The 25,875-nt window shown below is 59.3% G+C and carries 21 protein-coding genes and 1 tRNA gene; 13 read left to right on the forward strand and 9 right to left on the reverse strand.

Annotation, left to right across the window (positions count from 1 at the left end; translation table 11 throughout):
• Positions 1–79: 79 nt before the first annotated feature.
• Entirely contained in the window at positions 80–1,639 is a 1,560-nt protein-coding gene (locus Q0J81_RS00320) for a 5'-nucleotidase C-terminal domain-containing protein (RefSeq protein WP_294445395.1), read from the reverse strand.
• Between the two features lie 614 nt (positions 1,640–2,253).
• On the opposite strand from Q0J81_RS00320, the gene Q0J81_RS00325 reads away from it, so the two are divergent.
• The 6 genes from Q0J81_RS00325 (at position 2,254) to Q0J81_RS00350 (ending at position 9,117) form a co-directional block, all read left to right on the forward strand.
• A complete protein-coding gene (locus Q0J81_RS00325; RefSeq protein WP_294445396.1) occupies positions 2,254–2,502 on the forward strand; it encodes a helix-turn-helix transcriptional regulator in 249 nt (82 codons plus the stop codon).
• A gap of 363 nt (positions 2,503–2,865) precedes the next feature.
• The gene (locus tag Q0J81_RS00330; protein WP_294445397.1) at positions 2,866–4,407 is read left to right on the forward strand and encodes a sigma-54 dependent transcriptional regulator; all 1,542 of its coding nucleotides are present in this window, start codon (positions 2,866–2,868) and stop codon (positions 4,405–4,407) included.
• A 102-nt stretch (positions 4,408–4,509) separates the two neighbouring features.
• Entirely contained in the window at positions 4,510–5,391 is an 882-nt protein-coding gene (locus Q0J81_RS00335; protein WP_294445398.1) for an amidohydrolase family protein, read from the forward strand.
• A 336-nt stretch (positions 5,392–5,727) separates the two neighbouring features.
• The gene (locus Q0J81_RS00340) at positions 5,728–6,609 is read left to right on the forward strand and encodes an amidohydrolase family protein (protein WP_294445399.1); all 882 of its coding nucleotides are present in this window, start codon (positions 5,728–5,730) and stop codon (positions 6,607–6,609) included.
• A 73-nt stretch (positions 6,610–6,682) separates the two neighbouring features.
• Positions 6,683–8,095, forward strand: coding sequence for an SLC13 family permease (locus Q0J81_RS00345; protein WP_294445400.1), 1,413 nt, complete (start codon positions 6,683–6,685; stop codon positions 8,093–8,095).
• Positions 8,096–8,118: 23 nt separating this feature from the next.
• Entirely contained in the window at positions 8,119–9,117 is a 999-nt protein-coding gene (locus Q0J81_RS00350; RefSeq protein ID WP_294445401.1) for a nitronate monooxygenase, read from the forward strand.
• Positions 9,118–9,336: 219 nt separating this feature from the next.
• Here Q0J81_RS00350 and Q0J81_RS00355 read toward each other — a convergent pair.
• Positions 9,337–9,421, reverse strand: a tRNA-Leu gene (locus Q0J81_RS00355).
• Positions 9,422–9,730: 309 nt separating this feature from the next.
• On the opposite strand from Q0J81_RS00355, the gene Q0J81_RS00360 reads away from it, so the two are divergent.
• Together Q0J81_RS00360 and Q0J81_RS00365 are read left to right on the forward strand one after the other, a co-directional pair.
• On the forward strand, positions 9,731–13,330 hold the full coding sequence (locus Q0J81_RS00360; protein ID WP_294445402.1) for a DUF3626 domain-containing protein: 3,600 nt from the start codon (positions 9,731–9,733) through the stop codon (positions 13,328–13,330).
• 89 nt (positions 13,331–13,419) lie between these two features.
• Positions 13,420–13,887, forward strand: coding sequence for a type III secretion system chaperone (locus Q0J81_RS00365; protein ID WP_294445403.1), 468 nt, complete (start codon positions 13,420–13,422; stop codon positions 13,885–13,887).
• A 77-nt stretch (positions 13,888–13,964) separates the two neighbouring features.
• Here the strand turns inward: Q0J81_RS00365 and proB are convergent, their stop codons facing one another.
• From proB to groES, 7 genes are all read right to left on the reverse strand, one after another.
• On the reverse strand, positions 13,965–15,107 hold the full coding sequence (gene proB / locus Q0J81_RS00370) for a glutamate 5-kinase (RefSeq protein ID WP_294445404.1): 1,143 nt from the start codon (positions 15,105–15,107) through the stop codon (positions 13,965–13,967).
• Positions 15,107–16,210 (reverse strand): GTPase ObgE, encoded by a 1,104-nt coding sequence (gene obgE / locus Q0J81_RS00375; RefSeq protein WP_294445405.1) that lies wholly within the window; start codon positions 16,208–16,210, stop codon positions 15,107–15,109. Before obgE ends, proB begins: the two co-directional genes overlap by 1 nt.
• A gap of 299 nt (positions 16,211–16,509) precedes the next feature.
• Positions 16,510–16,785: a 50S ribosomal protein L27 gene (gene rpmA / locus Q0J81_RS00380; RefSeq protein WP_294445406.1), complete on the reverse strand. Its 276-nt coding sequence runs from the start codon at positions 16,783–16,785 to the stop codon at positions 16,510–16,512.
• Between the two features lie 33 nt (positions 16,786–16,818).
• Positions 16,819–17,127, reverse strand: a complete 309-nt coding sequence (rplU, locus tag Q0J81_RS00385) for a 50S ribosomal protein L21 (RefSeq protein ID WP_294445407.1) — start codon at positions 17,125–17,127, stop codon at positions 16,819–16,821.
• Between the two features lie 692 nt (positions 17,128–17,819).
• The gene (locus Q0J81_RS00390; protein WP_294445408.1) at positions 17,820–18,233 is read right to left on the reverse strand and encodes a DUF1232 domain-containing protein; all 414 of its coding nucleotides are present in this window, start codon (positions 18,231–18,233) and stop codon (positions 17,820–17,822) included.
• 210 nt (positions 18,234–18,443) lie between these two features.
• On the reverse strand, positions 18,444–20,075 hold the full coding sequence (gene groL / locus Q0J81_RS00395) for a chaperonin GroEL (RefSeq protein WP_294445409.1): 1,632 nt from the start codon (positions 20,073–20,075) through the stop codon (positions 18,444–18,446).
• 29 nt (positions 20,076–20,104) lie between these two features.
• On the reverse strand, positions 20,105–20,386 hold the full coding sequence (groES, locus tag Q0J81_RS00400; RefSeq protein ID WP_294445410.1) for a co-chaperone GroES: 282 nt from the start codon (positions 20,384–20,386) through the stop codon (positions 20,105–20,107).
• Between the two features lie 611 nt (positions 20,387–20,997).
• Between groES and Q0J81_RS00405 the strand changes: the two genes are divergently transcribed.
• From Q0J81_RS00405 to pgm, 5 genes are all read left to right on the forward strand, one after another.
• Positions 20,998–21,732 carry a carboxymuconolactone decarboxylase family protein gene (locus Q0J81_RS00405; protein WP_294445411.1) on the forward strand — a complete coding sequence of 245 codons (735 nt, stop codon included), beginning with the start codon at positions 20,998–21,000 and terminating at the stop codon, positions 21,730–21,732.
• A gap of 114 nt (positions 21,733–21,846) precedes the next feature.
• Positions 21,847–22,299, forward strand: coding sequence for a CBS domain-containing protein (locus tag Q0J81_RS00410; protein ID WP_294445412.1), 453 nt, complete (start codon positions 21,847–21,849; stop codon positions 22,297–22,299).
• The gene (locus Q0J81_RS00415) at positions 22,296–23,090 is read left to right on the forward strand and encodes a hypothetical protein (RefSeq protein WP_294445413.1); all 795 of its coding nucleotides are present in this window, start codon (positions 22,296–22,298) and stop codon (positions 23,088–23,090) included. Before Q0J81_RS00410 ends, Q0J81_RS00415 begins: the two co-directional genes overlap by 4 nt.
• Positions 23,091–23,140: 50 nt before the next feature.
• Positions 23,141–23,881 carry a SprT family zinc-dependent metalloprotease gene (locus Q0J81_RS00420; RefSeq protein WP_294445414.1) on the forward strand — a complete coding sequence of 247 codons (741 nt, stop codon included), beginning with the start codon at positions 23,141–23,143 and terminating at the stop codon, positions 23,879–23,881.
• Between the two features lie 280 nt (positions 23,882–24,161).
• Positions 24,162–25,814: a phosphoglucomutase (alpha-D-glucose-1,6-bisphosphate-dependent) gene (gene pgm / locus Q0J81_RS00425; RefSeq protein WP_294445415.1), complete on the forward strand. Its 1,653-nt coding sequence runs from the start codon at positions 24,162–24,164 to the stop codon at positions 25,812–25,814.
• Positions 25,815–25,875 lie beyond the last annotated feature (61 nt).

Consider the following 25,875-nt stretch of genomic DNA (forward strand, 5'->3'; position numbering starts at 1 on the left):
TGGGGGAAGGGGGAAACTTTTTCAAAAGTTTCCCCCTTCCCCCACGTTCTTCCTTATCTCCCTATCCCTCTTCCGCCGCTCATCTGACTCTTACGATGCGTCCGCTGCGGGGCGCGGAGAGGGGATCATGGACGCGGAGGTAATCCGTGACGACGTCGAGCACGAGGGGGTCTTGAGCGGGGACGGGGCGGCCTTTTTTGAGCATGGCATAGCCGTCGCCGCCGTCTGCGAGATAATCGGAGAGGGTGACGATATAGGAGGAGGCAGGGTCGACCGGGCGGGCGCGGCCCTTCTCATCAATGATTTCTGCGCGAAGCACGCGCGCTCCAACCGGACGTCGGGCATCCACCTCATAGCGAAGTCCGGCGACCTGCAGAAGGCGCGGCCCCTCGGCTCTCTCGTCCGCCACGCCGTGTTCCAGGGCATCGAGCAGATCTTGTCCGCTGTACGCACGCACCAGCACCGCATTGCCGAAAGGGTGAACGGAAAGCACGTCGCCCCGGGTGATCGTTCCCGCTGGAAGCGCCGCGCGCAGTGCTCCGCCGTTGCAGAGCGCAACCTCGGCGCCGAAGGGCCGGGCATATTCCAGCATGGCGTCGGTGGTGACCATGCCGCCGAGGCAGTCTTCCTTCCGGCACAGGTCCATGCCGTCGGGCAGGGACAGGGCGTGTCTTCCCACCACCTCTGAGCGCAGGTCTTCCAGCGTAGCCGCGTAATGCGTGATGAGATTCTGCACGGCCGGGTCCACAGGCATGCCGGCCGTCAGCTCAGCGGCGGAACCGCGCCACGAGCGAGGAACGCCGTCTTCATCAAAATCCACGGTGAGCTCGCCGAGATACCTTGCCCCGCGTCCGGCCGTCACCACCAGCACGGGAGAACCGTCCGGCGAATGCTCCACCACGGGATACGGTCCGTCGGAAGGCGCGGGACCAAGAAAGCTGTGCGTATGCCCTCCCACGATGACATCCACGCCGTTCACGGAACGGGCAAGCGCCCTGTCTTCAGGAAGTCCGAGATGCGTGACGGCAACGATGTGCTTCACGCCCTCTGCCTCAAGCAACTTGACCTCCCGGGCGAGTGTCTCCGCCGCCGGCAAAAAAGCCGTGTGCGGACAGGCGGCGGCAAGCGTGGCGACCTTGTCGTTCGCCAGTCCCACAATGCCCACCTTTTCGCCGCGCACGCTCCTTACAATGTGAGACTGCACGCGGCTTTCGCGGAGCGGACAGCCCTGCTCCGGCGCAAGATTGGCCGCCAGCACAGGCAGGGGCGTTGCCGCAACAAAACGGGCCAGCTCTTCGCAGCCCTCGTCGAATTCGTGATTGCCCAGCGTCATGGCGTCCCAGGGGACCTCGGCGTCGACGTCTGCAATGAGCGGCCACTTGTTTACGCTGTAGAAGAGCGTGCCCTGAAACTGATCCCCGGCATCCACGGCAATCACGTTGTCGCGGCCCTCACGGGCTGCCTTCATGGCTGCTGCCGCGCGGCCGAGTCCTCCCGAGCTTCCCGTGCCGTCAAGGCTGGCGTTGCCGTGTCCGTCCGTGCCCGCAAGATATGAATGCGTGTCGTTGGTATGCAGCACGACGAGTTCAAGTCCCGGACGTTCTGCATTCTCACCGTTTTTCAGCGTGCATCTGGACATTCCTCCAAGGCCAAGCAGAACCGCCAGGGCAAGACACGCCAGGGCTTCCGCCTGTCCCTTTCCGAAATTCTTCCGTAAATTTTTCATGCCGCTATGACTCATGAATGGCTTATACCTTCATTGTTCGAGGTATGCTCTTTTCCTCTCCGGTATTTTCCTATCAGAACACGGACAGAATGTCTTTCGGCCTTCTTCGGAACCGGCATGCCTACAGGCTCCGAAGCATCTGCTCCGGCGGAATGCTCGAGACCATTTCTCCGTCTATGAACATGGCAAAAACATCGAACTGAAACTGCGCCATCAGGCATTCCCACGACCTTTGCGGACGTAACGTCTCGGAACATGAGGTTCCTCCGCAACGTCACGGCAGTGCCTCCTGCCCCGGTCACCTTCAAGACCACCACTGTCGGCCTGCTTCCTGCCATGCAGAAAAAATATCCCGCCAATGCACCACGGCCATGGACAAAACACATTGAAGCCCCATTTGATCAACGATCATCCTGTACCGTTCCTTTTCCCGTAACTCGAAAAGCCTCTTTGGAAAAAAACCTCTTTCTTTTATAATGTATACTTCAATATACTTTTTCAATCAGGTTACCGGCTACTTGTGACCCATGGAATCCAATCCCCTTCTCCAGACGGCCATAGGCACCGTACTTCTTCGCGAACGGCAGAAAAGGCATCTCACCCAGCAGGCGCTGGCTGATCATGCCGGACTGCAGCGCGTCTACATCGTGGGCATTGAGGGAGGCAGGCGCTCCGTAAGCATGACCACCGTCTTTGCCCTGGCCCACGCCCTCGGCATTTCTCCTTCCGATTTCGTCAAGAAGGTTCAGGAAGAAATGAAGCTTCGAGCAAACTGACCGTCTGCCTGTGTTCTTTCCGCAGGAATTCCCTGCCCGGAACATTGACTTCCATTCTGCTCCATCTCACGTCGAAAAGCCGCCTTCATCCTTTCGGCACCATCCATCATCCCGCAGGCACGCCGTGTCCGCATCCTGTTCGGCAAGCGTCCCGCCCCAGGCTGGCAAATCTCGCAAAAAACGTGTGCTGCTCTGCTCGCAGGACTGTCGTCATGCACGGGCAAAAGGGCGTTCTGCAAAAGCTCCACCTGCGACGCGCGCCTTCCTCGCTTTTCTGGTGCGTCATTCTTTGCTATCATCCCACCATCACACAACGAAAAGCATTCTGCGCCGTTTCTCATCAGTGCATGGCAAGGTTATCCCATGAGCGTACATAAGGCTGAATTTTTTGAGCAGGCTACGGAACATCTGCTGAAGACCCTCAATCTTCAGGAAGGCCTCGGACAGCTTCTCTCCTATCTCTCCACCGTCATGCCGTGTCAGGAGATCAGGCTTGCCACCTATTTCATGCAGGAACAGGGATCAGCCAACAATCTGCACCTGCGGGCTTCCCTGACGGGCACGTCCACCTACTACGGTCCGCTGCTCAGCAAGGCGCGTCTCGATGAGATGATATCGCTGAAGAATCACGGCGGAGAACTCATCAGCGATGCGCATCACCCGCTCGTCATCTTCTGCCGCAGATGCACCATGAGCGACCATCCGCCCATGCCGCTGCCCTGGTACGACATCGTGCTGTGGGACAAATCCCGACCCATCGGCGAATGCCGCTTCTCCGGCCCGTTCTCGCCCGACGAGCTCAAGCTGCTCGACACCCTGCGCCCCGTACTGTGCATTGCCGTGAGCAACTACCAGAAATGTCAGGAACTGGAAAACAATCTCAAGGACGCCCAGCGGGAGAATCAGCGCCTCAAAAGAAGCCTCCATACCAGTCAGGCCCGCGACATTCTTCAGGATCAGCTCGGATTGCAGCAGGTGATCGAACGCACGGGCCTTGTGGCCATGCACGACATTCCCGTTCTTGTCACCGGCGAAACCGGCAGCGGCAAGGAACTCATCGCCCGCATGATACATGAACAGTCTCCCCGGCACGACGGGCCTTTCATTGCGCTCAACTGCGGCGCCATTCCTTCCGCCCTCATCGACAGCGAACTGTTCGGCCACCGCAAAGGTTCCTTCACGGGCGCCATGCGTGATCACAAGGGCTACTTTGAACGGGCCGACGGCGGCACGCTTTTTCTGGACGAAGTCGGCGAGCTGCCCATGGACATGCAGGCCCGCCTGCTGCGCGTGCTGCAGGAACAGGAAATCGTGCCCGTGGGAGCCTCGCGCCCCATCCGCATCAACACGCGCATCGTAGCGGCCACCAACCAGGATCTGCCCGCCATGATAGAAGAAGGCAAATTCCGCGCCGATCTCTACTTCCGCCTCAACGGCGCGCACATCGCACTGCCGCCCCTGCGCGAGAGGCTGGACGATCTGCCCGTCATCGTGCATCACCTGCTCGAAAAGCTCTGCCGGGACTTCAAGATTCCCTCCATGCACCTGGCCGACGGAGAAATGGAAAAACTCCATGCCCATTCCTGGCCGGGCAACATACGAGAACTGCAGAACGTGCTCATGGAAGCCATGGCCATTTCGCCCGATCACGACCACATGCGCCTCTCCTGCGACTTTGCCGCAGGCCCCACCACGCAGCGTCACGCAGCGCTCGGAAAAGCGGAACCGGCACGGACGCAGCGCTCCATGCGCTCCTCCGACGTCATGGCCGAGCATTACCGAAACGTGATGGAATCCTGCAACTGGAAGATCAAGGGGCCGAACGGCGCCGCCGCCGTGCTCGGACTCCACCCCAGCACCCTGCGCTTCCGCCTCAGAAAGCTCGGCCTGCTCGGCGGCAAGTGACGCCCGCCGGGACGTCATGCCTTTCTGGTACGATTTTTGCATGACGTTTTCCATCCACTCTCCGACAGGGAGAGAAACGTTCCGTCAAAAAAGGAGACCGTCATGAGAACCATCGATATGCGCTGCCGTCCCCCGCTCCGCTTCAACGTGAACACCGTAGCCTTCACGGAAAAGAAATTCCAGGGCGCGCCCCTGTTCGGAGGCTGCCCCGTGGCCGAATCCGCCAGACAGAAATCGTTTGACATGTTCATGGCCGAAATGAAGGCGGCAAACATCGTGAAGGGCGTATGCGCGGTGCGTCGAGGCAAGACCACGGACGCCAACGAAGAAATCAAAGAGCTCATTGAAAAGATGCCGAACACCTTCTACGGCATGGTGGGCGTGGACGTGTACGACATGGAAACCTGCCTCCGCGAAGTGGAGGAATATGCCGTCAACGGTCCCTTTACCGGCGTCAACGTGGAACCTGCCGTCTCCCCCGCAGGGCAGAGCGCCATGTATTTCGACGATGAGCGCCTCTCTCCCGTGTTTGAGCTGTGCCAGGATCGCAACCTGCCGGTTTCCGTGACTTTCGGCGGCCCCGGCTATCCCGACGTCACGGCCTACATGCCCCAGAGAGTGGAAGCCGTACTCAAGCGCTTCCCCCGCATGAAGCTTTGTCTGTACCACGGCGCATGGCCCTGGTTCACCCAGATGAGCGCCGTATGTGCCATGTATCCCAATCTGTTCGTGTGCATCGACCGCTATCTGGTCAACATGCCCGGCTGGCAGGCCTATGTGGATGCCGCCAATTACCTGCTGCAGGATCAGCTCATGTTCGGATCCGCCTACCCGCTCCAGGATCAGAAGTTCATCCGCGACTTCTACCTGAAGGCCGGCTTCCGTCAGGAAGTGCTGCCCAAGGTGCTCTATGACAACGCCGCACGCTTCCTCGGACTGGAAGAAGGCAATCCCGGCGTAACGCTGTACGACACCTTCAAGTAAGCCTTTTTCCGCACAAACGCAGGCATGACCTTTCGGGGTCATGCCTTTTTTCATGCCGTAAGGGACAATATATTGTCCCTTTTGTCCCTGTCTGTCCCTCAGAAAACCGGCCTTTTTCCCACATATTCACCTTCAGTTCACAAAAAAGGACAAGTCGCATTGTCCCTTCTTTTGCAGAACGGTGCATATATTGTCCTTTTTTGAACATGATCATCTTTTCTCTTTTTATGGCAATATATTGAAATAAATGAAAAACTTTACAATGGCCCGTATCTTGCAACAGTACAGGCAAACATTGTCCCCGTATACTGCAACCATCAATAAGCGAGGTTCCTTATGCGTTACGGTATGAAGATAGCCGACATGCGCTGCCGTCCCCCCTTCAAGGCCTTCATGAATGAAGGTCATCCCTTCTGCCTTTTCGACAAGGAAAGCACTCTCCGCAAGGGCAACTTCCAGAGCGGCTGCCCCGATCTTTCCCGTACCATCGATTCCCGCAGCATGGATGACTTCATCCAAGAAATGGATACCGCCGGCGTGGATCTGGCCGTGGCACCCTACCGTGCCGCCTGGGGCGACCCCTGCAATCACCGCGCTCCCACCGACAACGGCGAACTCGTGGAACTCATGGAAAAGTATCCGGGCCGCATTCTCGGCGTTCCCGGCATTTCCCCCGTCTATCACACGCCGGATGAAATCGAGGCTCAGATCAACAAGTACGTGGTCAACGGTCCCTGCCGCGGCGTGGCCGTGGAACCCGCCATCGACAAGCCCAACTGGATGCTCAACGACAAGCGCGCCATGTTCATCTACGACATCTGCGCGCAGCACGGCATTCCGGTGCTCATCACATTCCGCTCCATGTCCCTGGAACAGCTCGCCGCACTGGAAGAAATTTCCGGCATCTACCGCAACAAGGTGAACTTCGTGCTCTGTCACGGCGGCGGTCCCCGTACGCTGGAAGTCATCGATCTCGCCTTCTGGAACGGCAACATCTACATCTCCCCCGACGGAACCATGCCGAACTCCCCTGCCGGCATGCTGCTCGCCAAGGCGGCGAACTACATGCTTCGCGACCGCATTCTCTTCGGCTCCGCCTTCCCCCGCTGCACCATGCAGTTCGCCGTGGACTACTGGCTGAGCTGCGGCATCCGTGAAGAGGTACTGCCGGACATCATGTACGGCAACGCCGCCCGCCTGTTCGGACTCGAAGACTAGCTCCCCACCGTCCGCCCCGCACCGGAACGGGGCGGACGCCCCCATTCTCTTCCGCATCTCGAACGAGGTTCACATGGCAATCAGCATCTCCGGCAGCGACCGCACCGTGCTCATCAAGTGGATCATCACCTTCGCACTGGCAGCAGCCGTCACCTGCATTCCCGCAAGCGAATACTTCACCCCGCAGCTGCGTTTGTTCTTCTCCTTTTCCGTATTCTTCATCAGCATACTCGCTTTTGAGCTGCTGCCCGTCGTAGCGGCATCCATGCTGCTCAGCACGCTCTTTATCGCGAGCGGACTCGTGCCGGAATCCGTGGCTCTCAAACCGTGGACCAACACCGTCATTTTCATGAGTCTCGGCGCGTTCATTCTGGCAAACGTCATGGAAGAAGTCGGCATTCTCAGGCGCATATGCATGTGGTGCATCAGCAAAACCGGCGGCACCTATACCGGAGCGCTGTACGGTTTTCTCTTCGCCGGCATCATTCTTTCCATTCTCACGTTCACACGCGGCTACATCATCATCGCCACGCTGGCCTTCGGACTGTGCAAGGTGTTCGGCTATGAGAAGCCCTGCAAGGAATCGGCCATCATTATGATTGTGGCCGCCGTGGGAGCGTTCGGCTCTTCGGCCTTCATTTACACCCCCGTTACTCTGGGTCTGCTGGAACAGGGCATGCGCCTCGTGCCCGGTCAGGAAAGCACCATGCTGCCCTGGTACACCTGCATCATCTACAACTGGCCCCAGCTTTTCGCTGACGTCTTCTTCGTATGGCTGCTGACCAAGCTGTTCAAGACCGAAACCTTCGTCACGCAAGGCAACGGACGAGAATATTTCGAAGAGGAACTCAGGAAGCTCGGTCCGCTCACGTCGGAAGAAAAACACATCTGCGTCGTGGTGACTGCCCTGTTCATTTATGTTCTCCTGCAACCGGTGCACGGCTACTCGCTGAACTATGCCTTCATGGTGTTGCCGTACCTTCTGTTCACTCCAGCGCTGCGCGCCGGCACGACCAAGTCCATCAGCCGCGTCAACATCAACGTGCTGGCCTTCATGGCCGCCTGCATGAGCATCGGCGTCGTGGGCATGGAACTGGGATTCACCCCCTTCATCAAGGAAACCGCCCTTCCCCTGCTGACGTCCCTCTCCCCGAGCATCGTGTTCATCATCATTCTCGTGATATGCGCCCTCGCCAATTTCGTCCTCAGCGCCAGCGCCATGTTCGCAGCCCTCAGCGCCCCGTTCACGCAGATAGCCCTTTCTCTGAATCTGCAGCCGGTTACGGCAATGATGTGCATCGTGCTCGGTGCGGATATGTATTTTCTGCCCCATGAAATCACCACGCTCGTGGTCATCTTCAGCTTCGGCATGATGACCATGCGCGACTTCATCATGCTCGCCAGCATCAAAAGCGCCGTCACCTTCGTCTCATTCCTCGTTCTTCAGCTGCCCTACTGGTATCTGATGGGCTGGATTTTCAATTAATCCTCTTTTCCAAGGAGAACATCATGAACAACAGCCTCTGCCGAGTCCTCGGCGTGGAAAAACCCATCATTCAGGGCCCCATGGCGTGGATCAGCACGGCACCCCTCGTCGCCGCCGTCGGTGAGGCCGGCGGGCTCGGCGTTCTCGGAACCGGCGCGGGTGTGCCGGATTTCATCCGCGACCAGATCGCGAAGACAAGATCGCTCACCGACCGCCCCTTCGCCGTCAATCTCGGCTTCCATCCCCGCTTCATCTCCGACGAAAAGCTGAACACGATCACAGCTCTGCTGAAAGAGGAAGGAGTCCGTTATCTTCATCTGGACACGCTCTGCGACGAAACCCATCATCTGGATCCCGACTTTGCGTGCAGGCATTTTGAAAACTTCAAGAAGGCCGGACTGACCATTCTGACCAAGGTGTTCACCGTACAGGACGCGCTTGTCGCCCAGGAAGCGGGCACGGACGTGCTCATCGTAAAAGGCCGCGACGGCGGCGGACACATCACTTTTCAGGGCACCATGGCGGCCGTCCCGCAGGTAGCAGACATCGCTACCGTCCCTGTGGCGGCCTCCGGCGGCATCTCCGACGGACGCGGCATGGCGGCTGCCCTCATGCTCGGCGCCTGCGGCATAGAAATGGGCACCGTATTTCTGGCGTCCGAAGAAGCCGACATTCATCCCGACTCCAAGGCAGCCATCGTGAACGCCGGAGACTTCGCCACCACGGAAGCGGGCTTCTGCACCGGAGAACCCTGCCGTCAGATGAGAAACGCCCTGACCGCCAAAATCGCCGCCGCAGAGGCCGATTACCCCTGGACTGAAGCCAAGGCCAAAGTGCTCGCTCTTGCCGCCAACTCCTCCCGCCGGGGAATGCTGGAAGGCGATCATGCCAACGGCGCCATCATGGCAGGCCAGAGCACAGGCCTGATTCGAAGTGTTCGCCCCGTTCGGGACATCATCGACGCCATACTGCACGACTGCCGGGTGCTGCTTGACCGCGCGCCGAATATTCCCCTGAACTGAGCCGTCCCCTCCCATGCCGGAATACGAAGCCGTTCCGGCCGTCTGGAGAACGCAGCTCCAGACCTTCCCCACGCCCGCGGAAGCACAGTCCCCTGTCTGCCGCGGGCGTTTGTCGTTTGTCCACGGCTTTTGCGTCTGGAGACGCACACTACTCACAGATTTTTACGCGATTAAAAACGAAAAAGCCGCAGATCCATGTCTGCGGCTCTTGCTTTCTGCTGGTGCCCAGGGGGAGACTCGAACTCCCACGCCATTCGGCGCTACCACCTCAAGATAGTGTGTCTACCAATTCCACCACCTGGGCACGAGCTGCAACTTATAGAAAATCGTCCTGACTGGCAAGCCTTTTTTTGCTGCTTTCAAAAATTTTTCCGTTTTTTCTTATTTTACCGACTTCTGGAAAGATTTCGTCTTCCTTTGCTTCCCTCGACCGCACTCATGCTGACGGGAACTTTCCCGAACGCCTTCCGAACAGCCCTCCCCGGTAGACAACCCCTGTACAACCAGCTATTTTTTTCATGAAGGCTTCTGACCTGTGAAGAAGTCTGCCTCTGGCATGAAACTTGCTACATGACAGGTAACTCCCATCACCTTTCATCCAGGAGGACCCCGTATGCCACGCATACAGCCCGACCAGATATTGCATAATCAGCTTGCATCCCGCGGTGTTACAGAAAAAACCGGCGTATTCGGCGAACATAAGGTACAGCTCGGCAAGGGAGAGCCCATCCGTCTGGATTCCATAAAGGCCAACAAGGTTCCCTTTCAGGGCTTTACAGCTGCCACAAAAGTTGTCAGAGGCAAGGAAGGTCTCACAAAAACCGCCAACGACACACTTCAGGTGCTCAAGGAGCCCGGAACGCTGAACGCCAAGTCTCTTCTCGGCTGCCTCAAGACGGCGCAGGACTTCATGACAAGGCTCGACAAGCTCGGTCAGCTTTCGCCTCAGCAGAAGGAAAGCACGCTGTGGGCCTTTGCGCCCGCCGTGGAGAACCTGAGCAATGCGGAACTCGCCGCCGTGTACCAGGCCTTCACCTCCGGAGACATGGACCTGCTGCAAAGCGCGCTCATGCGCGAAGGACAGATCAACGCCAAAGCCGGAGACGCCCGCAGCGCCGCCTCGCTGCTGTTCGATCTTCAGGCACTCGTACTCAAGGAAGTGAGCAACCGCTCCGTGCGCGGCATGGTGGACGACCTTGCGACCGCGCATCCAGAAGACGCCTCACTCACGGCCCTCAGAATGCCTCCGCGTCTCAGCGAGGAATACGGCGCTCAGGGCGCGGCCATGGCCCCGGCGCAGCCCCACGACATTTCGCCCGCCAACCTCCGCACGCTCGTGGAGACTGCGGCCGAAAGCGCCACGACGAGAGAAAAGACGGCCGCCAAAGAAGCGGAAGCGCTTCGCCGCAGGGATCTTCCTTCCGTGTCCGTAAAGGAGATGGCCGACGTTCTGCGCAGCGCGGAACTCACCATCAACGTCGACGTGGACGTGCTTTTGAGCGAGAGCGGCATCATGGCGCATCCCGACGAGCCCATGAAGAACATCTTTCATCTGGCCGAAGAAGAGACGCTGATCAAGGGCGAAGGCTACCTTGCCCGCCGCGACGCCGCGGAACGGCTGCTGTTCCCCGAGCTGGAAGGACACGCCGTGCAGGCCGACGAGCGCCCCGTGTACGGCGCGCTCAACGTTCAGGGCCGCAGAATAGGCGCCGTATCCGCAGGAGCGGGCTACGGATCGGCGGCCATAGTGCTGAAGGACGATGTGGCAAGACGCGCGACCTACATTGCCGAAGACACATTCTATGCGCCCGTGGTCAACATGTCGCAGGAGCGACGCACCAGCTTCTACGCTCTTCTGGACGGCGCGGGACTTCCGGAAGAATTCACCACGGCCTGCCGGGACGTGAACTCCAAGGAACACAAGGCGCTGGAAAACTGGTTCGACAGCATTGCAAAAGTGCCGGACGCCCGCGCTTCAGCCTTCATCGCCCTGCCCTCGGACATCAATCTCACCGACATGGACCAGGCGGCGCGCTTCAAGGGACTGCTCCTGGACTGCTTCGGCGACCGCGCCGCCACGCGCAGCCTTCTGGCCACGCACGACAATCTCGAAGCGCTCATTCCCCATATGAGCAATTTTGACGGCAATGCCCTTGCCATGGCCGCCATGAAGAACGCCGACGGCAGTCACCCCCGCGTGCACCTGACCGGAGCGCAGTACATAGAAGCGCAGATACAGGGCCCGCTCATTCCCTCCCGCGACATTGCCGAAATACGCATCAACATCGACGACGTGCCGGAAGAGAACCTCGAAGCCCTGAAGATCCGCATGGCCGCCTTTGAGGAACGCACGGGCATCCATGTGAACCTCATCGAAAACTTCGACCTCGGCAGGGAAGTGGAAGGCATCAACAGGCTGCATCAGGAAGAACAGACGTTCCAGCTCAGTCATCTGGACAGAGAACGCATTGACGCCGAAGTCGAAGCCGTGCTCACGGATCTCCCGGGACATATCGCACAGTTCATCGAAGCCGAGCAGATAGGCGGCAATCTTGCTCCGGGAACGCTCCGTCTCGAAGGCAACGCCCTCGGCAGTCTGGCCGAAAAGTTCGTGCAGACCGTCAAGGCAGACATGAAGAACCGGGGGCTGGCAAGCCTGGAGCCAGAGAGTCTGGTCCGACATGCCTTCCAGAAGATGGCGAAGCCCATGCTGCAGCAGAAGGCCAAACTTCTGGCCGAACTTGAGCATCTTCCCTTCGCCACAGAGGCGCAGAAGGATGCCTTCGCCTACTGGGTATGCAGCGCAAGGGTTCTGCGCTCTCCGGAAGAACTGCGCATCATCCATACCCATGCCACGGCACAGGCCGAGATGCTGCGCGAGCTCATAAACGCCGATACCGCACCTTCCCCGGACGATGTCTTCCGGCGTACCGGAGCGCTCATGCAGCGCGCTTCCGATGATCTCAACGCCTTCATCACATCGCTCGGAGACGCCGACTTCGGCGCGGACGACAAGGCCGCCGAACTCGACCGCATCTCCTTCATGTCTCTGGCCATGCTCGAGAACGGAACTCCCGCCGTGGACAAGCAGGCCATGCAGCGTCTTCAGACCCGTCTGAATGCTCCCGAACAGCTGCAGCTCATGGGTCAGCTCCTGCAGATCGGCCAGCGCTCCGGAGACGAAGCGCTGGCGGATTCCGAGGATTTCGGCGTGATGAACGCCACGGTACTGCTCATGCAGCGCAACGCCTTCAATACCGCGAGAGTAACCAATGTCGAGTTCAAGAACGTGCCCACCTTCACGGCAGAACTGTCGCTGATCCCGCAGTCCGCCCGCGAAGCCCTGCACGAGGTGGCCCCGCAAACAGCCGCCGCTCTCGACCGGACGCATCCGGGCTATCCGGCCTTCCCCACCGCAGCCATGCCTGCGGCCATGCCCGCAAACGGTACGGAGAGAAGAGAGTTTCTCCTTGCCAATCTCGATACCTACATGAACCATGAACGGACCTTCGAGCGCGGCACCTCAGTGCACGGACGCGGCCACATCGCCCGCGCGTTCATCTTTGCCTCGACCATGTGCTCCATACTGGAAGAACAGGGCGTTCCCATTGACCGCAACGCCGTTCTGTGCGGCATCACGGGACACGATCTCGGCAGACAGGGCGGCGGAACCGACCGCTGGGAGGACAGAAGCGCCAACATGACCGTGGATGCCATGAAGGCTGCCTTCGGCGCGACGGCCATGGGCGCGGACTACGAACAGGCCGTGAAGGACAGCATCGACGCCCACCGCGGGCAGACGCTGGAAGCCATGCTGCTCAATGCCGCGGACTCTCTGGACATAGGCCGCACGCAGGAATTCAACCCCGAGCGCTTTGCCTTCCTGCACGGCAAGGCGGGCGAGAAGCCCACACGAAACGCGGAGGCCATACGGAGAGAACTTGCCCTGGAGGCCGACAGACTTCAGCGCCTCACCAATCCGCTCTGCCAGTCCCGCAACGTACTGGACAAGCTCGTGCAGACGGCGGCCACCGCTCCCGCGCCCCTGGCCGAAAGATGCATGCAGGACAGGCAGGAGCTGCTCGACGCCATACGGGAAGAGTTCGCCAGGGAATGGAACAAGGACGCGGACTCCTTCATGCGCGGCATCGAAAAGGTGATAGCCGACCATGCGGACCTCTTCCCCCTGCTTTCCAAGTACTACAGACCGTAAGCATGACCGGGGAAGGAGCCGGGCTCCTTCCCTCCCGAGGACAGTCCCGGAATAAAAGCATGAGCCCACGCTCATCAAGGAGTTTTGCCATGGAATGGAACACCGCGCTCGAGAGCTTCGGCAGCTCTCTGGGCATTGACGGTCTTGCCCCCGACGTGGACGGCAGCTGCGCGCTGCTGTTCGACAGTCGGGACGAAGTCACCTTCACCCACGACGGGGAAGATCACGCGCTCTTCATGTACTGCGAAATAGGCGACGCCTCCGCCCTCTCGAAAGACGCCTGTCTTGCGCTGCTCGAAGCCTCACTGCTCGGCGCCAAAACCGGCGGCGCGGCGCTCTCCGTGCACGGGGCGCTCGGCCGCGTCGTGCTCTGGAAAAGATTCGACGACAACGCCCTCACCCCCGACACGCTGAGCCTTGCCGTGAACGACTTTCTGGCGCAGGTCTCGGTCTGGAAAAAGAGGCTGGCCGAGCTCAACGCCGCACCCGACGTGGAAGAAGCGCCGTCGGAAGGCACGTCTCTCGACACCATGAACAACTTCGGCATGTTCGTCTGATCATAAAAGACTTAAAACATCAGGGCCGGCGCTGCACAAGGCAGATGCCGGCCCTTTTGTGTCCAAAAAACACGCGACTATACTGCCGCGTTGATGAGCAGATTGTCGCGATGGATGACCTCGGGATAATGGGCATCACCGAGAACGGCGGCCACTTCCACGCGACGAAGCCCCTTGATGCGTTCAAGGTCCTCCGAAGAATAGTTGGTGAGGCCAACGCCTATGTGATGCTCCCCGCAGATGACGCGCACGAGAGCTCCGGGCTCAAAGCTGCCTTCCACGGCCGTCACGCCGCCGGGCAGCAGACTTCCGCCCTTTTCTTCCAGCGCACGGGCCGCGCCCTCGTCAACCAGAACGCTGCCCTGAGGCTCGGACTGATAGGCCATCCAGTACTTGCGGCGGGATACGGACTGTTCCGCAGGACATACCCAGGTACCCACCTGCTCGCCGGCAAAGGCGCGGTCAAGAATGTCGGGACGACGCCCGGGCAGAATGAGCGTGGGCACGCCGAGCTGAGCCGCCCGACGGGCGGCCATGAGCTTGGAGCGCATGCCGCCGGTTCCCACGCTGGTCTTGGCGCCGCAAAGAGACTCTATGTCCAGAGAGGCGATGTCCTCTATGCTGTCAAGATAGGGAACAACCTCGCCGGGAGCCACCTTTTCGGGATTGATCGCCAGAACGCCGTCTGCGCTCGTAAGATTGATGTAAAGATCCCCTTCCACCAGATTGAGCAGAAGACTCGCAAGCTGGTCATTGTCGCCGAACTTGAGTTCCTGCACGGCCACGGTATCGTTCTCATTGACAATGGGCACCACGCCCCAGTCGAGCAGGTTCATGAAGGTGTTGCGGGCATTGAGAAAGCGGGTGCGACTGCGCAGGTCATCCCTGGTGAGCAGCACCTGAGCGCACAGAAGTCCCTGCGAGGCAAAGGCGTGCTCGTACTCGCGCATGAGGCAGCCCTGACCTATGGCGGCAAGAGCCTGCTTGCCGGAAAGCCCTACCACGGTGCGGCCGCGGTCGGGCAACGCCGTTCTTCCGGCCGCCACGGCGCCGGAACTGACCAGACAGACACGCCTGCCCTGACGAACCAGACGGGCCAGTTGTTCCACGAGATTGTACAGCACGGAAAGGTGCAGACCGTCGGCCGTGGTAAGTACGGCGCTGCCCACCTTCACCACAAGGGTGTGCGCCGTTTTCAGCGTCTTTTCACGGGTATTCATTATTCACGCGTCCATATCACTTCAATGTCGGGGAACTCTTCATCAACCACCACTTCCTCCTGATAATGGACGAAGGGGTCATTGAAATCCAGTTCGTCGCGCAACTTCCACATACGTTCCACAAGCTCGTCGAGCCCTATGCTCTCACGGGCGGAAACGAACACGATGTCGCGCCCGTCGGCCTTCGCCCGGGCTTTGACGGCCTCAAGCTCCTCCGGCGTGCGCAGGTCTATCTTGTTGACGACCTCTATCTGACGACGCAGCGCAAGTTCCGGATCAAAGCGGGAGAGCTCTTCGTTGATGAGGTCAAAACCTTCCCAGGGATTCTCCGACTCGAGGTTCACGTCCTCAATGCTGAGAATGTGCACGAGAAAACGCGTGCGCTCCACGTGACGCAAAAAGCGGTCACCAAGGCCCTGACCGGCGTGCGCGCCCTCAATGAGGCCGGGGATGTCGGCAATGACCATGCGCCTGTCGGGATCACAGTCGTCAATGAGCACGCCGAGGTTGGGGGTCAGCGTGGTAAAGGGATAGTCCGCAATCTTGGGACGGGCCGCGGACACACGGGAAAGAAAGGTGGACTTACCGGCATTGGGCAGACCGAGAAGTCCGGCGTCGGCCAGAATCTTGAGTTCCAGACGGAAGCTGCGTTCCTCGCCGGGTTCGCCCTTCTGCGCAAAGCGCGGCGCACGCATGGTGGAGGACTTGAAATGCTCGTTGCCCTTGCCGCCGCGACCGCCCGCTGCAAGCAGCACCAGCTTTTCGGGATCGGAAATATCGGCAAAAAGCACTTCGCCTTCGCCGGTGCGTTCATAGAGCTGCGTTCCCGCGGGAAGCTCAATGATGAGATCCTCGCCCTTGTGACCGTCACACTGACTGCCCATGCCCCCCTGACCGTTGGGAGCCTCGTAAATACGCTTCAGACGGAAATCGTACAGACTGTACAGTCTGGTAGAGGCGCGGGCGTACACGTTGCCGCCGTCGCCGCCGTTGCCGCCGTCAGGGCCGCCCTTGGCCACGAACTTTTCACGGCGGAAGGAAACACAGCCGTTTCCTCCCTTGCCGGCCTTTACCTGAATGGTGGCTTCATCCACAAATTTCATATGCTTTCCTCACGATTGGGACGCAACACCGCATGGCGGCGGCAAAAGGATTCCGTCCGCCGCCCGGGACGCGGAGACTGTTCTGCTCACTAACGAAACGACATCCTTCTCACGAAGCAGAAAACGGCATTCGCTCGACGGACGCCGCCGGCAGATGCGGCACGCGTCGGATTCAGAGAGGGGGATGCCGCCGGGCAAGCCGCCGGATGCGGCAAAAGGCCTGCTTCCCCGAAAAAAGACACAAAGGGCGAGAAGAGCCATGGCCCTTCTCGCCCCAACAAATCATGCCGTAAGCGCAATTACGCCGCGGCTTCCGCGGGCACGATGCTCACGCGCTTGTGCACGCGACGCTTGCGGAGGAACTTTTCAAACTTCACCACGCCGTCGCACTTGGCGAAAAGGGTGTAGTCGCGGCCCATGCCGACGTTGGCGCCGGGATAAACCACGGTGCCGAGCTGACGAACGATGATGTTGCCGGCAAGAACATGCTGGCCGCCGAAGCGCTTCACGCCTCTGCGCTGACCTTCACTGTCACGACCGTTGCGGGAGCTGCCGCCTGCTTTTTTATGTGCCATGATGAAACTCCTTGGAAAATAACGGTACGCCCGTTAGGCGACGATACCGGTAACAGTAAGAACGGTGTATTCCTGACGATGGCCCTGGGTGCGACGTTCGGCCTTGCGGCGCTTGTGCTTGAACACCACGATCTTGTCGCCGAGGATGTGATCAACGACCTTGGCGGTCACCTTGGCGCCTTCCACGACAGGGGTGCCGATCTTGGTGTTTTCGCCGCCGATCATGAGCACGCGGTCGAGGGACACTTCGCTGTCCTTTTCAGCGTTCATGAGGTCGACAACCACCTTGTTGCCTTCCTGAACGCGGTACTGCTTGCCGAGCACTTCAACAATAGCGTACATTAAAACCTCCGAAAAACGGGTCAGAAATGAAGCCTGCTTCCCATATTACAGGTAAACCGGCGAACCGGAAGCCGCTTTATGCGGCGCACACTCCCTGAATGATGCTGGCAGGCATGATGACCTGTTCCCGTCGGTCGGTGCAGGTGCGCCGCTCAAAAGAGAGGCGACTTTTTCCATTACAGGCAAGTGCTGTGCATGTCCCTGCGGACATACGAAGGACGTACATATCCCGTTTTTCCGAAAATGGCAAGCCTTTTTCCCTGCCTCGGAAAAATTCTTCACTCGATGATGGACGGCATGCTTCTCTCCAAAAGCAGACCGGCCCAGAAACGGAAGCCCGTCTGCCGTCGGCGTCTGCTTCAAAAATCCGCCTCAAGCCTGAATCCGCCCTTTCCCAGCTTCTGAGCGGATGATGACGGGAACTGTTCTCCGGATGTTTTGCCATCTGCTGCGTAATTCCGAACGAAACGAACTGAGGGAAAAAGCATTCCGCAACGCTCCTCCAGTTTTCGGAAAGAGCACAGGAATGTCACGCCGTTCGGCCGATCGAAGAGACTCTTTTTTCGGACAGTCCGCAGGACTGGACGGACATTTTCCTCTCAGGCTCTTCTGCAACGGACCCAAAACGGGCCCCTGCAAGCCTCCGCTCTTTCCGTCTTTTGGGAACAGCAGCAGCCATTTTCAAGAAAACGCTATTCTTTCCCGAGCACCTTTTCTGCGGCGCCAAGCCAGCGCTCAAGCGCGGCGTCAGCCTGTGCCCTGGTTTCGTCGTCCACGTACATGGCCACGGCGGCAAGCGCAGCGGCAAGAATACCTATGTCATCGGTAAAGCCAAGAACGGGAACAAGGTCGGGAATGACATCTGCAGGCAGGATAAGATATCCCAGCGCCCCTAAAATGATGGCCCGCGTCTTTGCCGGCAGATCCTTGCGCCTCAGCGTATAATAAAGGATGAGGGCAGAACGGAGCCCTTCCCTGCCTATCTTTCCGGCAAAGCGCAGCAGCTTGGAATGAAAGGCCTCGTCGGAGTACGCCTTCCGGTATGTTCCGTTCACCAGAATTTCCGGCTCCACGACTCTGCGACCTTCGTCGTCATATTCCGTCATGACATCTCTCCTGAACATTGATCGGAGTCCGTCCCTACACCAGTCCGGTGCAGGACAAAAACGCCCACGACTTCAACGCATCATGTCAGCCGTGCTTTCCATGCCGCAGCGTCAGGTCCTCATCCCCGACGCCTGATAAAAAAGGGGAGCCGCAAAGACGGTTCCCCTTTTTTATCAGGCGCGGCGGGCAAAAGCCCGCCGGGGCATTTTTTAGTACATGCCGCCCATGCCGCCCATGCCGGGCGCAGCGGGAGCAGCAGGCTCGGGCTTGGGCAGTTCAGCAATGGCGCATTCGGTGGTCAGCAGGAGAGCGGCCACGGAAGAGGCATGCTGCAGAGCGAAACGGGAAACCTGCTTGGGGTCGATGATACCGGCAGCCATGAGGTCTTCGTATTCGCCGGTAGCGGCGTTGAAGCCGAAGCCGTCCTTGCCTTCGCGGACCTTTTCCACGACCACGGAGCCTTCAAAGCCGGCGTTGGCGGCAATCTGACGCAGAGGTTCTTCCACGGCGCGGCGAACGATGTTCACACCGGCCATTTCTTCTTCGGAAGCCTCGATGTCGTCGAGAACAGGCAGGCAACGGATGTAGGCAGTACCGCCGCCAGGCACGATGCCTTCGGCAACGGCGGCGCGGGTAGCGTTGAGGGCGTCCTCGACGCGGTCCTTCTTTTCCTTCATTTCGGTTTCAGTAGCAGCGCCGACCTTGATCACAGCCACGCCGCCGACCAGCTTGGCCAGGCGTTCCTGCAGCTTTTCACGGTCGTAGTCGGAAGTGGCTTCGCCGATCTGAGCGCGGATCTGAGCCACGCGGGCCTTGATGTCGGCAGACTGGCCGGCACCGTCGACGATGGTCGTGTTGTCCTTGTCGATGTGCACGCGCTTGGCAGTGCCGAGGTTGGCCAGGGTGAAGTTTTCGAGCTTGACGCCCATTTCGTCGGAAGCCACGGTACCGCCGGTAAGAATGGCGATGTCCTGCAGCATGGCCTTGCGACGGTCACCAAAGCCGGGAGCCTTGACGGCGGCAACCTGAAGGGTTCCGCGCAGCTTGTTCACCACGAGGGTAGCCAGAGCTTCGCCTTCCACGTCTTCGGCGATGATGAGCAGAGGACGGTTCATCTTGGCAACCTGTTCGAGGACAGGCAGCATTTCCTTCATGCCGGTGATCTTCTTTTCCTGGAGCAGGATGAAGGGGTTTTCAAGATCGCACACCAGCTTTTCGGGATCGGTCACGAAATAGGGGGACAGGTAACCGCGGTCGAACTGCATGCCTTCCACGGTTTCGAGGGTGGTTTCAAGGCCCTTGGCTTCTTCAACGGTGATGACGCCTTCCTTGCCGACCTTGCTCATGGCTTCGGCAATGATGTTGCCGATGGTGGCGTCGGAGTTGGCGGAAATGGTGCCGACCTGAGCGATTTCCTTCTGGTCGCGGGTGGGCTTGGCAATGTTGCCGAGCTCAGCGGTGATGGCAGCCACGGCCTTGTCGATGCCGCGCTTGATGGGCATGGGGTTGCGACCGGCAGCCACAAGCTTCACACCTTCATGATAAATGGCCTGAGCCAGAACGGTGGCGGTGGTGGTACCGTCGCCGGCGGCGTCGTTGGTCTTGGAGGCCACTTCGCGGACGAGCTGAGCGCCCATGTTCTCGAACTTGTCTTCAAGTTCGATTTCCTTGGCCACGGTCACGCCGTCCTTGGTGATGACGGGAGCGCCGTAGGCCTTTTCAATGAGCACGTTGCGGCCCTTGGGGCCAAGGGTAACCTTCACGGCATTGGCAAGCTTATCCACGCCCATGGCCAGACGTTCGCGGGCCTTGGCATCAAAAAGAATCTCTTTAGCAGACATGATATGTTCTCCTGAAAAAATAGAGGAAGTTAGTCGAGGATGGCGAGGATGTCTTCTTCGCGCATGATGATGTGATCGGCGCCGTTGACCTTGATTTCGGTACCGGCATACTTGGCGAAGAGCACGACGTCACCGGGCTTCACTTCCATGGCGACGTGCTCGCCCTTTTCATTCAGCTTGCCGGGACCGCAGGCAATGACTTCACCCTTGGAGGGCTTTTCCTTGGCGGCATCGGGGATGAACAGACCACCGGCGGTCTTTTCTTCGGATTCAAGGCGTTTCACGAGCACACGGTCATTCAGGGGTTTCATTACCCATATCCTCCCAAAAAGATTGTTGTAAAAGAATAGCTCCCGCGCTTCACCGACAAATGTCGGACGAAGTACAAAAGAAACAGCGCGGGAAGCGCTGCCCCCGGGAACCTTCGCTCCCGGCGACGAACCATAAATAAGCCCGGTTTTGGAGTTGAAAAGGGGCAGAAACGATTTTTTTTGTCCTTTTTACGTAAAAAATAAAAAATGTGTTATATATCAGTATGATAAAAATAAAAATAATTTTTATTTTTTCCTCTTTTCCCCTCTCTGTCTCCAGATCGGGCGCTCTTTTGGACAGGCGCAGGAGGACTTGTGAAGCCTGCCAGCATTTGTCTTTCAAGCTGTTTTCCCTGGCCGCCTTCACACTCCCGTCCGACAGAAAACACTCCGGCAGACAGCATGATGACGCTCCACAACTCGGCAGATTCAGGCAAGAATCAGAGAGAAACAAGACTTGCCGTCCGATACGGGAGCTCTATGATGTCATGTCAGCCCGGAAAGTCGCGTCACAGGCTCCGCCTTCTGTAATCTTCGGACAGGATCGCCAGCCCTTTCCGTTTCTGAAAAGCGCGTTCCGACTGCACACACAACAACTTACGGAGTCAGCCATGACCAGCATCAACGAATCGTCAGACGCAGTTTTGGACCTGCATGACGTTCAGCCCGATCCCGACCTCGACGCCATGAACGGGCGTCTCGAAAAGGCCGCATTCAGCCGCAAAAGTCCGCTCGACAGAGAAACACGTCGTCTCCTTCAGCTTGCCGTACTTGCCGCTCTTCAGAGCGACGACGTGAAAACGCTGGCGGAAACGGCGCTTGATGAAGGCATTTCGCCCGTCATAATCCGGGAAGCGCTCTACCAGTGCGCTCCCTACATCGGCATTCCCCGAACGAAAAACGCGCTGCGCCCCGTCAACGGGGTCTTTGCCGCCCGTGGCCTTGCCCTGCCGCTGGAAAGCCGGGCAACAGTGACGGAAGACGACCGCTTTGAAAAGGGCCTCGCCGTGCAAAAGAGCATTTTCGGCGACGTCATCGACGCCATGCACGCCGCAGCGAAGGAAAAAGAGAAGGCCATCATGGTCGATCATCTGTCCGCCTTCTGCTTCGGCGACGTCTACACAAGAAGCGGCCTTGATCTGAAAACCCGCGAACTTCTCACCTTCTGCATCATCAGCGCTCTCGGCGGATGCGAGTCGCAGGTGAAAAGCCACGTACAGGGCAACGCGAACGTAGGCAACGAAAAGCAGAAGCTCATTGATGCTCTGGAAACCTGTCTTCCGCTCATGGGCTTTCCCCGCACGCTGAACGCGCTCTGCTGCGTCAACGCCGTCATGGCTGACTGAGATTCCCCGTCATGCGGCAAGTATCCCTTGACAGTCTTCATCCTTCTTTCTTTAATGAATACAACGCAAGGAGCGTTGTCACTGGACAAGAACCTTCCACGCTGGAGGAATATCATGAAGACTGCTGCCGACATCATGACCACAAATCCCGTCACCGTCACACGGGAAACCACGCTGCGCGACGCGGCCAGGCTTCTGCTTGACGGCCATTTCAACGGCCTTCCCGTTGTGGAAAATGACAAGCTCATCGGCATACTCACGCAGTCCGACCTCATCTCGCTGGACAAGAAGCTGGAGACTCCCGGGTATTTTCTTCTGCTCGGCGGAGCCATTCCCATGCAGATGCCGGGCAAGTTCTCCCGCGAGCTGCGCCGCATGGCCGCAAGCACCGTGGGTGAAGTCATGAGCACCGACCCTCATGCCATTACGCCCGACACGCCGGTAGAGGAAATTGCATCGCTCATGGTGGAGCAGCGTTACTATACGCTGCCCGTTCAGGAAAACGGCCGACTTGTCGGGGTGGTGGGCATGGAAGACCTGCTCAAGAGACTTGCCGCTGAAGAATGAGTCTCCTGCCGCGCTTCTTCTCTCTTTTCGTTCTTGCACTGACAGCCATCCCCTTTGTGGGATGGCTTGTTCTCATCTGCGCCGATTTTCTTTCTCTCGACGACTGTCTTTCCCCTCAGCCGGGCTGGCTGGCCTTTGCGCTCATCACCTCCCTGTCGCTCACGCTTCCTCCCGTGCTCCACGGCTGGCCGGATGAAACGCGACCTCTGCGCGACATCGTGAAGGAAACGGCCCGCGCCATGCTCTTTTCCTTTGCGCTCTTCGCTCTCGTCTTTCTTGCCGGTGCGCGACCGTTCTTTCACTGGCTCGGCCTTCCGTCCCTCATGCTGCCCATGACGGCCCTTTTTCTTGCGCCGCTTCTTTCCTGTCCGCTGCTCTACATTTCCTACAAAACAGCCGCCGCTCTGCTGCCCCGTCCCGGTCCTGACACTCCCAGACCGCTCGCCGTCCGGACGTTCGGCGTTCTGTCCATGATTCTTCTCCTCGTTCTTGTCTTTCACGGCGCGCTGCTGCCCGGAGACCATCCCGTTCCGCTCATTCATTCAAACAGGGCGGGCATGATCGCCGCGGCGTGGCGCTTTTTTGCCCTGAGGCATGTTCTTGTCGTCTGCGGCAACGCAGGCTTCGTTCCGGCATGGGGCGGCTGCTGTCTCATCTCCGTGCTGGACATGCTGCGTGCTCTGCCCGGAGCCGGAGCGACGGAGCTCATGATTCTGGGTGTGCTTTTCGCCCTTATGACGGCAAGCTGCGCCTGTCTCCTTTTTCCGTCGAGCCGCCGATGGCTGCGCTGAGTCCGTCCGCCCCGTCCCGACGCTCCCGCCGAAAGTCTGACCGTCGCATCGTGGAAGAAAAACAGCTCACGCTGCCCGGCACGGATCTGGACTTTCTCTTTCAGCGCGACGGATGCCGCAGCCTGCGCATGACGGTGAAAGCCGACGGATCCGTACGCGTCAGAGCTCCGGCCGGGCTGCCGATGTCCCGGGTCTTCTCCTTCATGCGCGCCCGCCTGACCTGGATTCAGGAAAAGCGAACCTTCTTTGCCGCGCATCGCGGACCATGCGTTCCCGCCCGCGACGGCGCCACCACGCTTTATCTGGCCCGCCCCTTCACGATCCGCCCCGTGCCCGCCCCCAAAAACGCAATGGCCCGACTTGTCGGTCACGTTCTGGAACTGCCCTGCCGCTGCCGTGGGGGCGATGCCGAAGCGGACGCCAAAGCCCTGGAGCGAGCCTTCCGCCGCTGGCAGAAAAACATGGCGCATCTTGTACTCGGCCGGCGTCTTTCCCGCATGGACCGCCTCACCCGCAGCGTGTTCAACGACGACAGGCACGTCTCCTCTCTTGTCGTACGTTCCCTGAAACGTCGCTGGGGCAGTTGCTCCGCCAGAGGCGAAATCACTCTGGCCGTCCAGCTTATCGCCATGCCGCTTCCTCTCATCGACTACGTTTTATGTCATGAGCTCTGTCACCTCAGAGTCATGAATCACGGCCCCCGCTTTCACGCCCTTCTGCATACTCTTCTTCCCGATGCGAAAAAACGGGAGCAGCTCATCCACATCTGGGGGCTGGAGCATCCGAGATAGCCCTGCATCAACGGCTCAGCCGGGCCCTTCTTCCCGCCCGGACTTTTCCTTTCCGACCTGTGTCTTCCCGTCTTCAGACGAGAACTTACCCACTTCCCGCTTCTCCGGCCCGGCCCCTTCGAAAAACGCCTTCTTCCGTGGATGCAGACGAAAAAACGATACGAAAAAAGCCCGGGAATGCCCCGCAGCGCCTCTCTCCCATATTAACAAGCTCCGTCTTTTGGCGTAGTCTATCTCCCAAAACGTTCTGTCACCTCTGCCTCATTTCCGGAGACTCATCATGGCTCTTGACCCTCAGGCGGGCCAGCTTCCCCGCCCCGATCAGCTCACCGACATCCCCGCCCTCATTTCCTCCTATTACACCTATGAACCCGCTCCCGACATTCCCGAACAGGCCGTGAGCTTCGGCACCTCCGGCCATCGCGGCTCCTCTCTGCGCACGAGCTTCAACGAAGCCCACATTCTTGCCGTTACCCAGGCCGTGTGCGACGTGCGCAAGGCCGAAGGCGTGACCGGCCCGCTCTTCCTCGGCAAGGACACGCACGCGCTCTCCGAACCTGCCTGGCGCACGGCTCTCGAGGTGCTCGCCGCCAACGGCGTGGTGACCATGGTGCAGACCGGTCACGGCTATACGCCGACTCCCGCCATTTCCCATGCCATTCTCAGCTGGAACCGCCAGTCCACCGCCACAGCGGACGGCATCGTCATCACGCCTTCCCACAACCCGCCTCAGGACGGCGGCTTCAAGTACAATCCGCCCCACGGCGGCCCGGCCGACACCACCCTCACCGCCCGCATCCAGGACCGCGCCAATCAGCTTCTGGAAGACGGCAACAGGGACGTGAAGCGCATCAGCCTTTACAAGGCCCTGCGCTCCGGCCTCGTGCAGGATCATGACTACGTCGCCTGCTATGTGGATGATCTTCGCAATGTCATCGACTTCCCCGCCATCGCCGCGTCCGGGCTCAAGCTGGGCGTGAACCCCCTCGGCGGCGCAAGCCTTGCCTACTGGGCCCCCATTGCGGAAAAGTACGGCCTGAACATCGAGAACACCAACAATCAGTACGATCCCACCTTCCGCTTCATGCCCCTCGATCACGACGGCAAAATCCGCATGGACTGCTCGTCGCCCTACGCCATGGCAGAGCTTCTGAAGCTCAAGGATCGCTTCGACATCGCCTTTGCCTGCGATCCCGACTCCGACCGTCACGGCATCGTCACGCCTGAAGGTCTCATGAACCCGAACCACTACCTCTCCGTGGTGGTGGATTTCCTCATTCGCGACAGCAAGGACGGCTTCCGCAGAAACTGGCGTCCCGACGCCATGATCGGCAAGACCGTGGTCACGAGCTCCATGCTCAACCGCGTGGCGGAATCCCACGGTCGCAAGGTCATGGAAGTGCCCGTGGGCTTCAAGTGGTTCGTGCCCGGCCTGCATTCGGGAACCTGCTGCCTCGGCTGCGAGGAAAGCGCCGGAGCCTCCTTCCTGCGCGCCGACCGCCTGCCCTGGAGCACCGACAAGGACGGACTCATCCTCTGCCTGCTCGCCGCGGAAATCACGGCCAAAACCGGCAAGAATCCCGCCGTGCACTACCATGAACTCGAAGAGAAGTTCGGCGCGCCCGTGTACCGCCGCATCGACTCGCCCATGACGCCGGAAATGAAGGCAGCCTTCAAGACCGTGTCTCCCGAGGACGTCACCATGACCACGCTGGCCGGCTCTCCCGTCAAGGCCGTGCTCACCAAAGCCCCGGGCAACAACGCTCCCTTCGGCGGACTCAAGATCGTCACCGACGACGGCTGGTTCGCCGTGCGTCCCTCCGGCACCGAACCCATCTACAAGCTGTACATGGAAGACTTCAAGGGCGAAGAACACTTCCTGAAAATGCAGGAAGAGGCGCAGGCCTTCCTTGCCTCTCTGGCAAAGGCGTAACGCTTCCTCTCCTCCTATTCACGCATGAAAAGGCGCGGCCTGGGCCGCGCCTTTTTGCGTC

Source organism: uncultured Mailhella sp., assembly GCF_944324575.1.
In the GTDB taxonomy this organism is placed as follows: Bacteria; Desulfobacterota; Desulfovibrionia; order Desulfovibrionales; family Desulfovibrionaceae; genus Mailhella.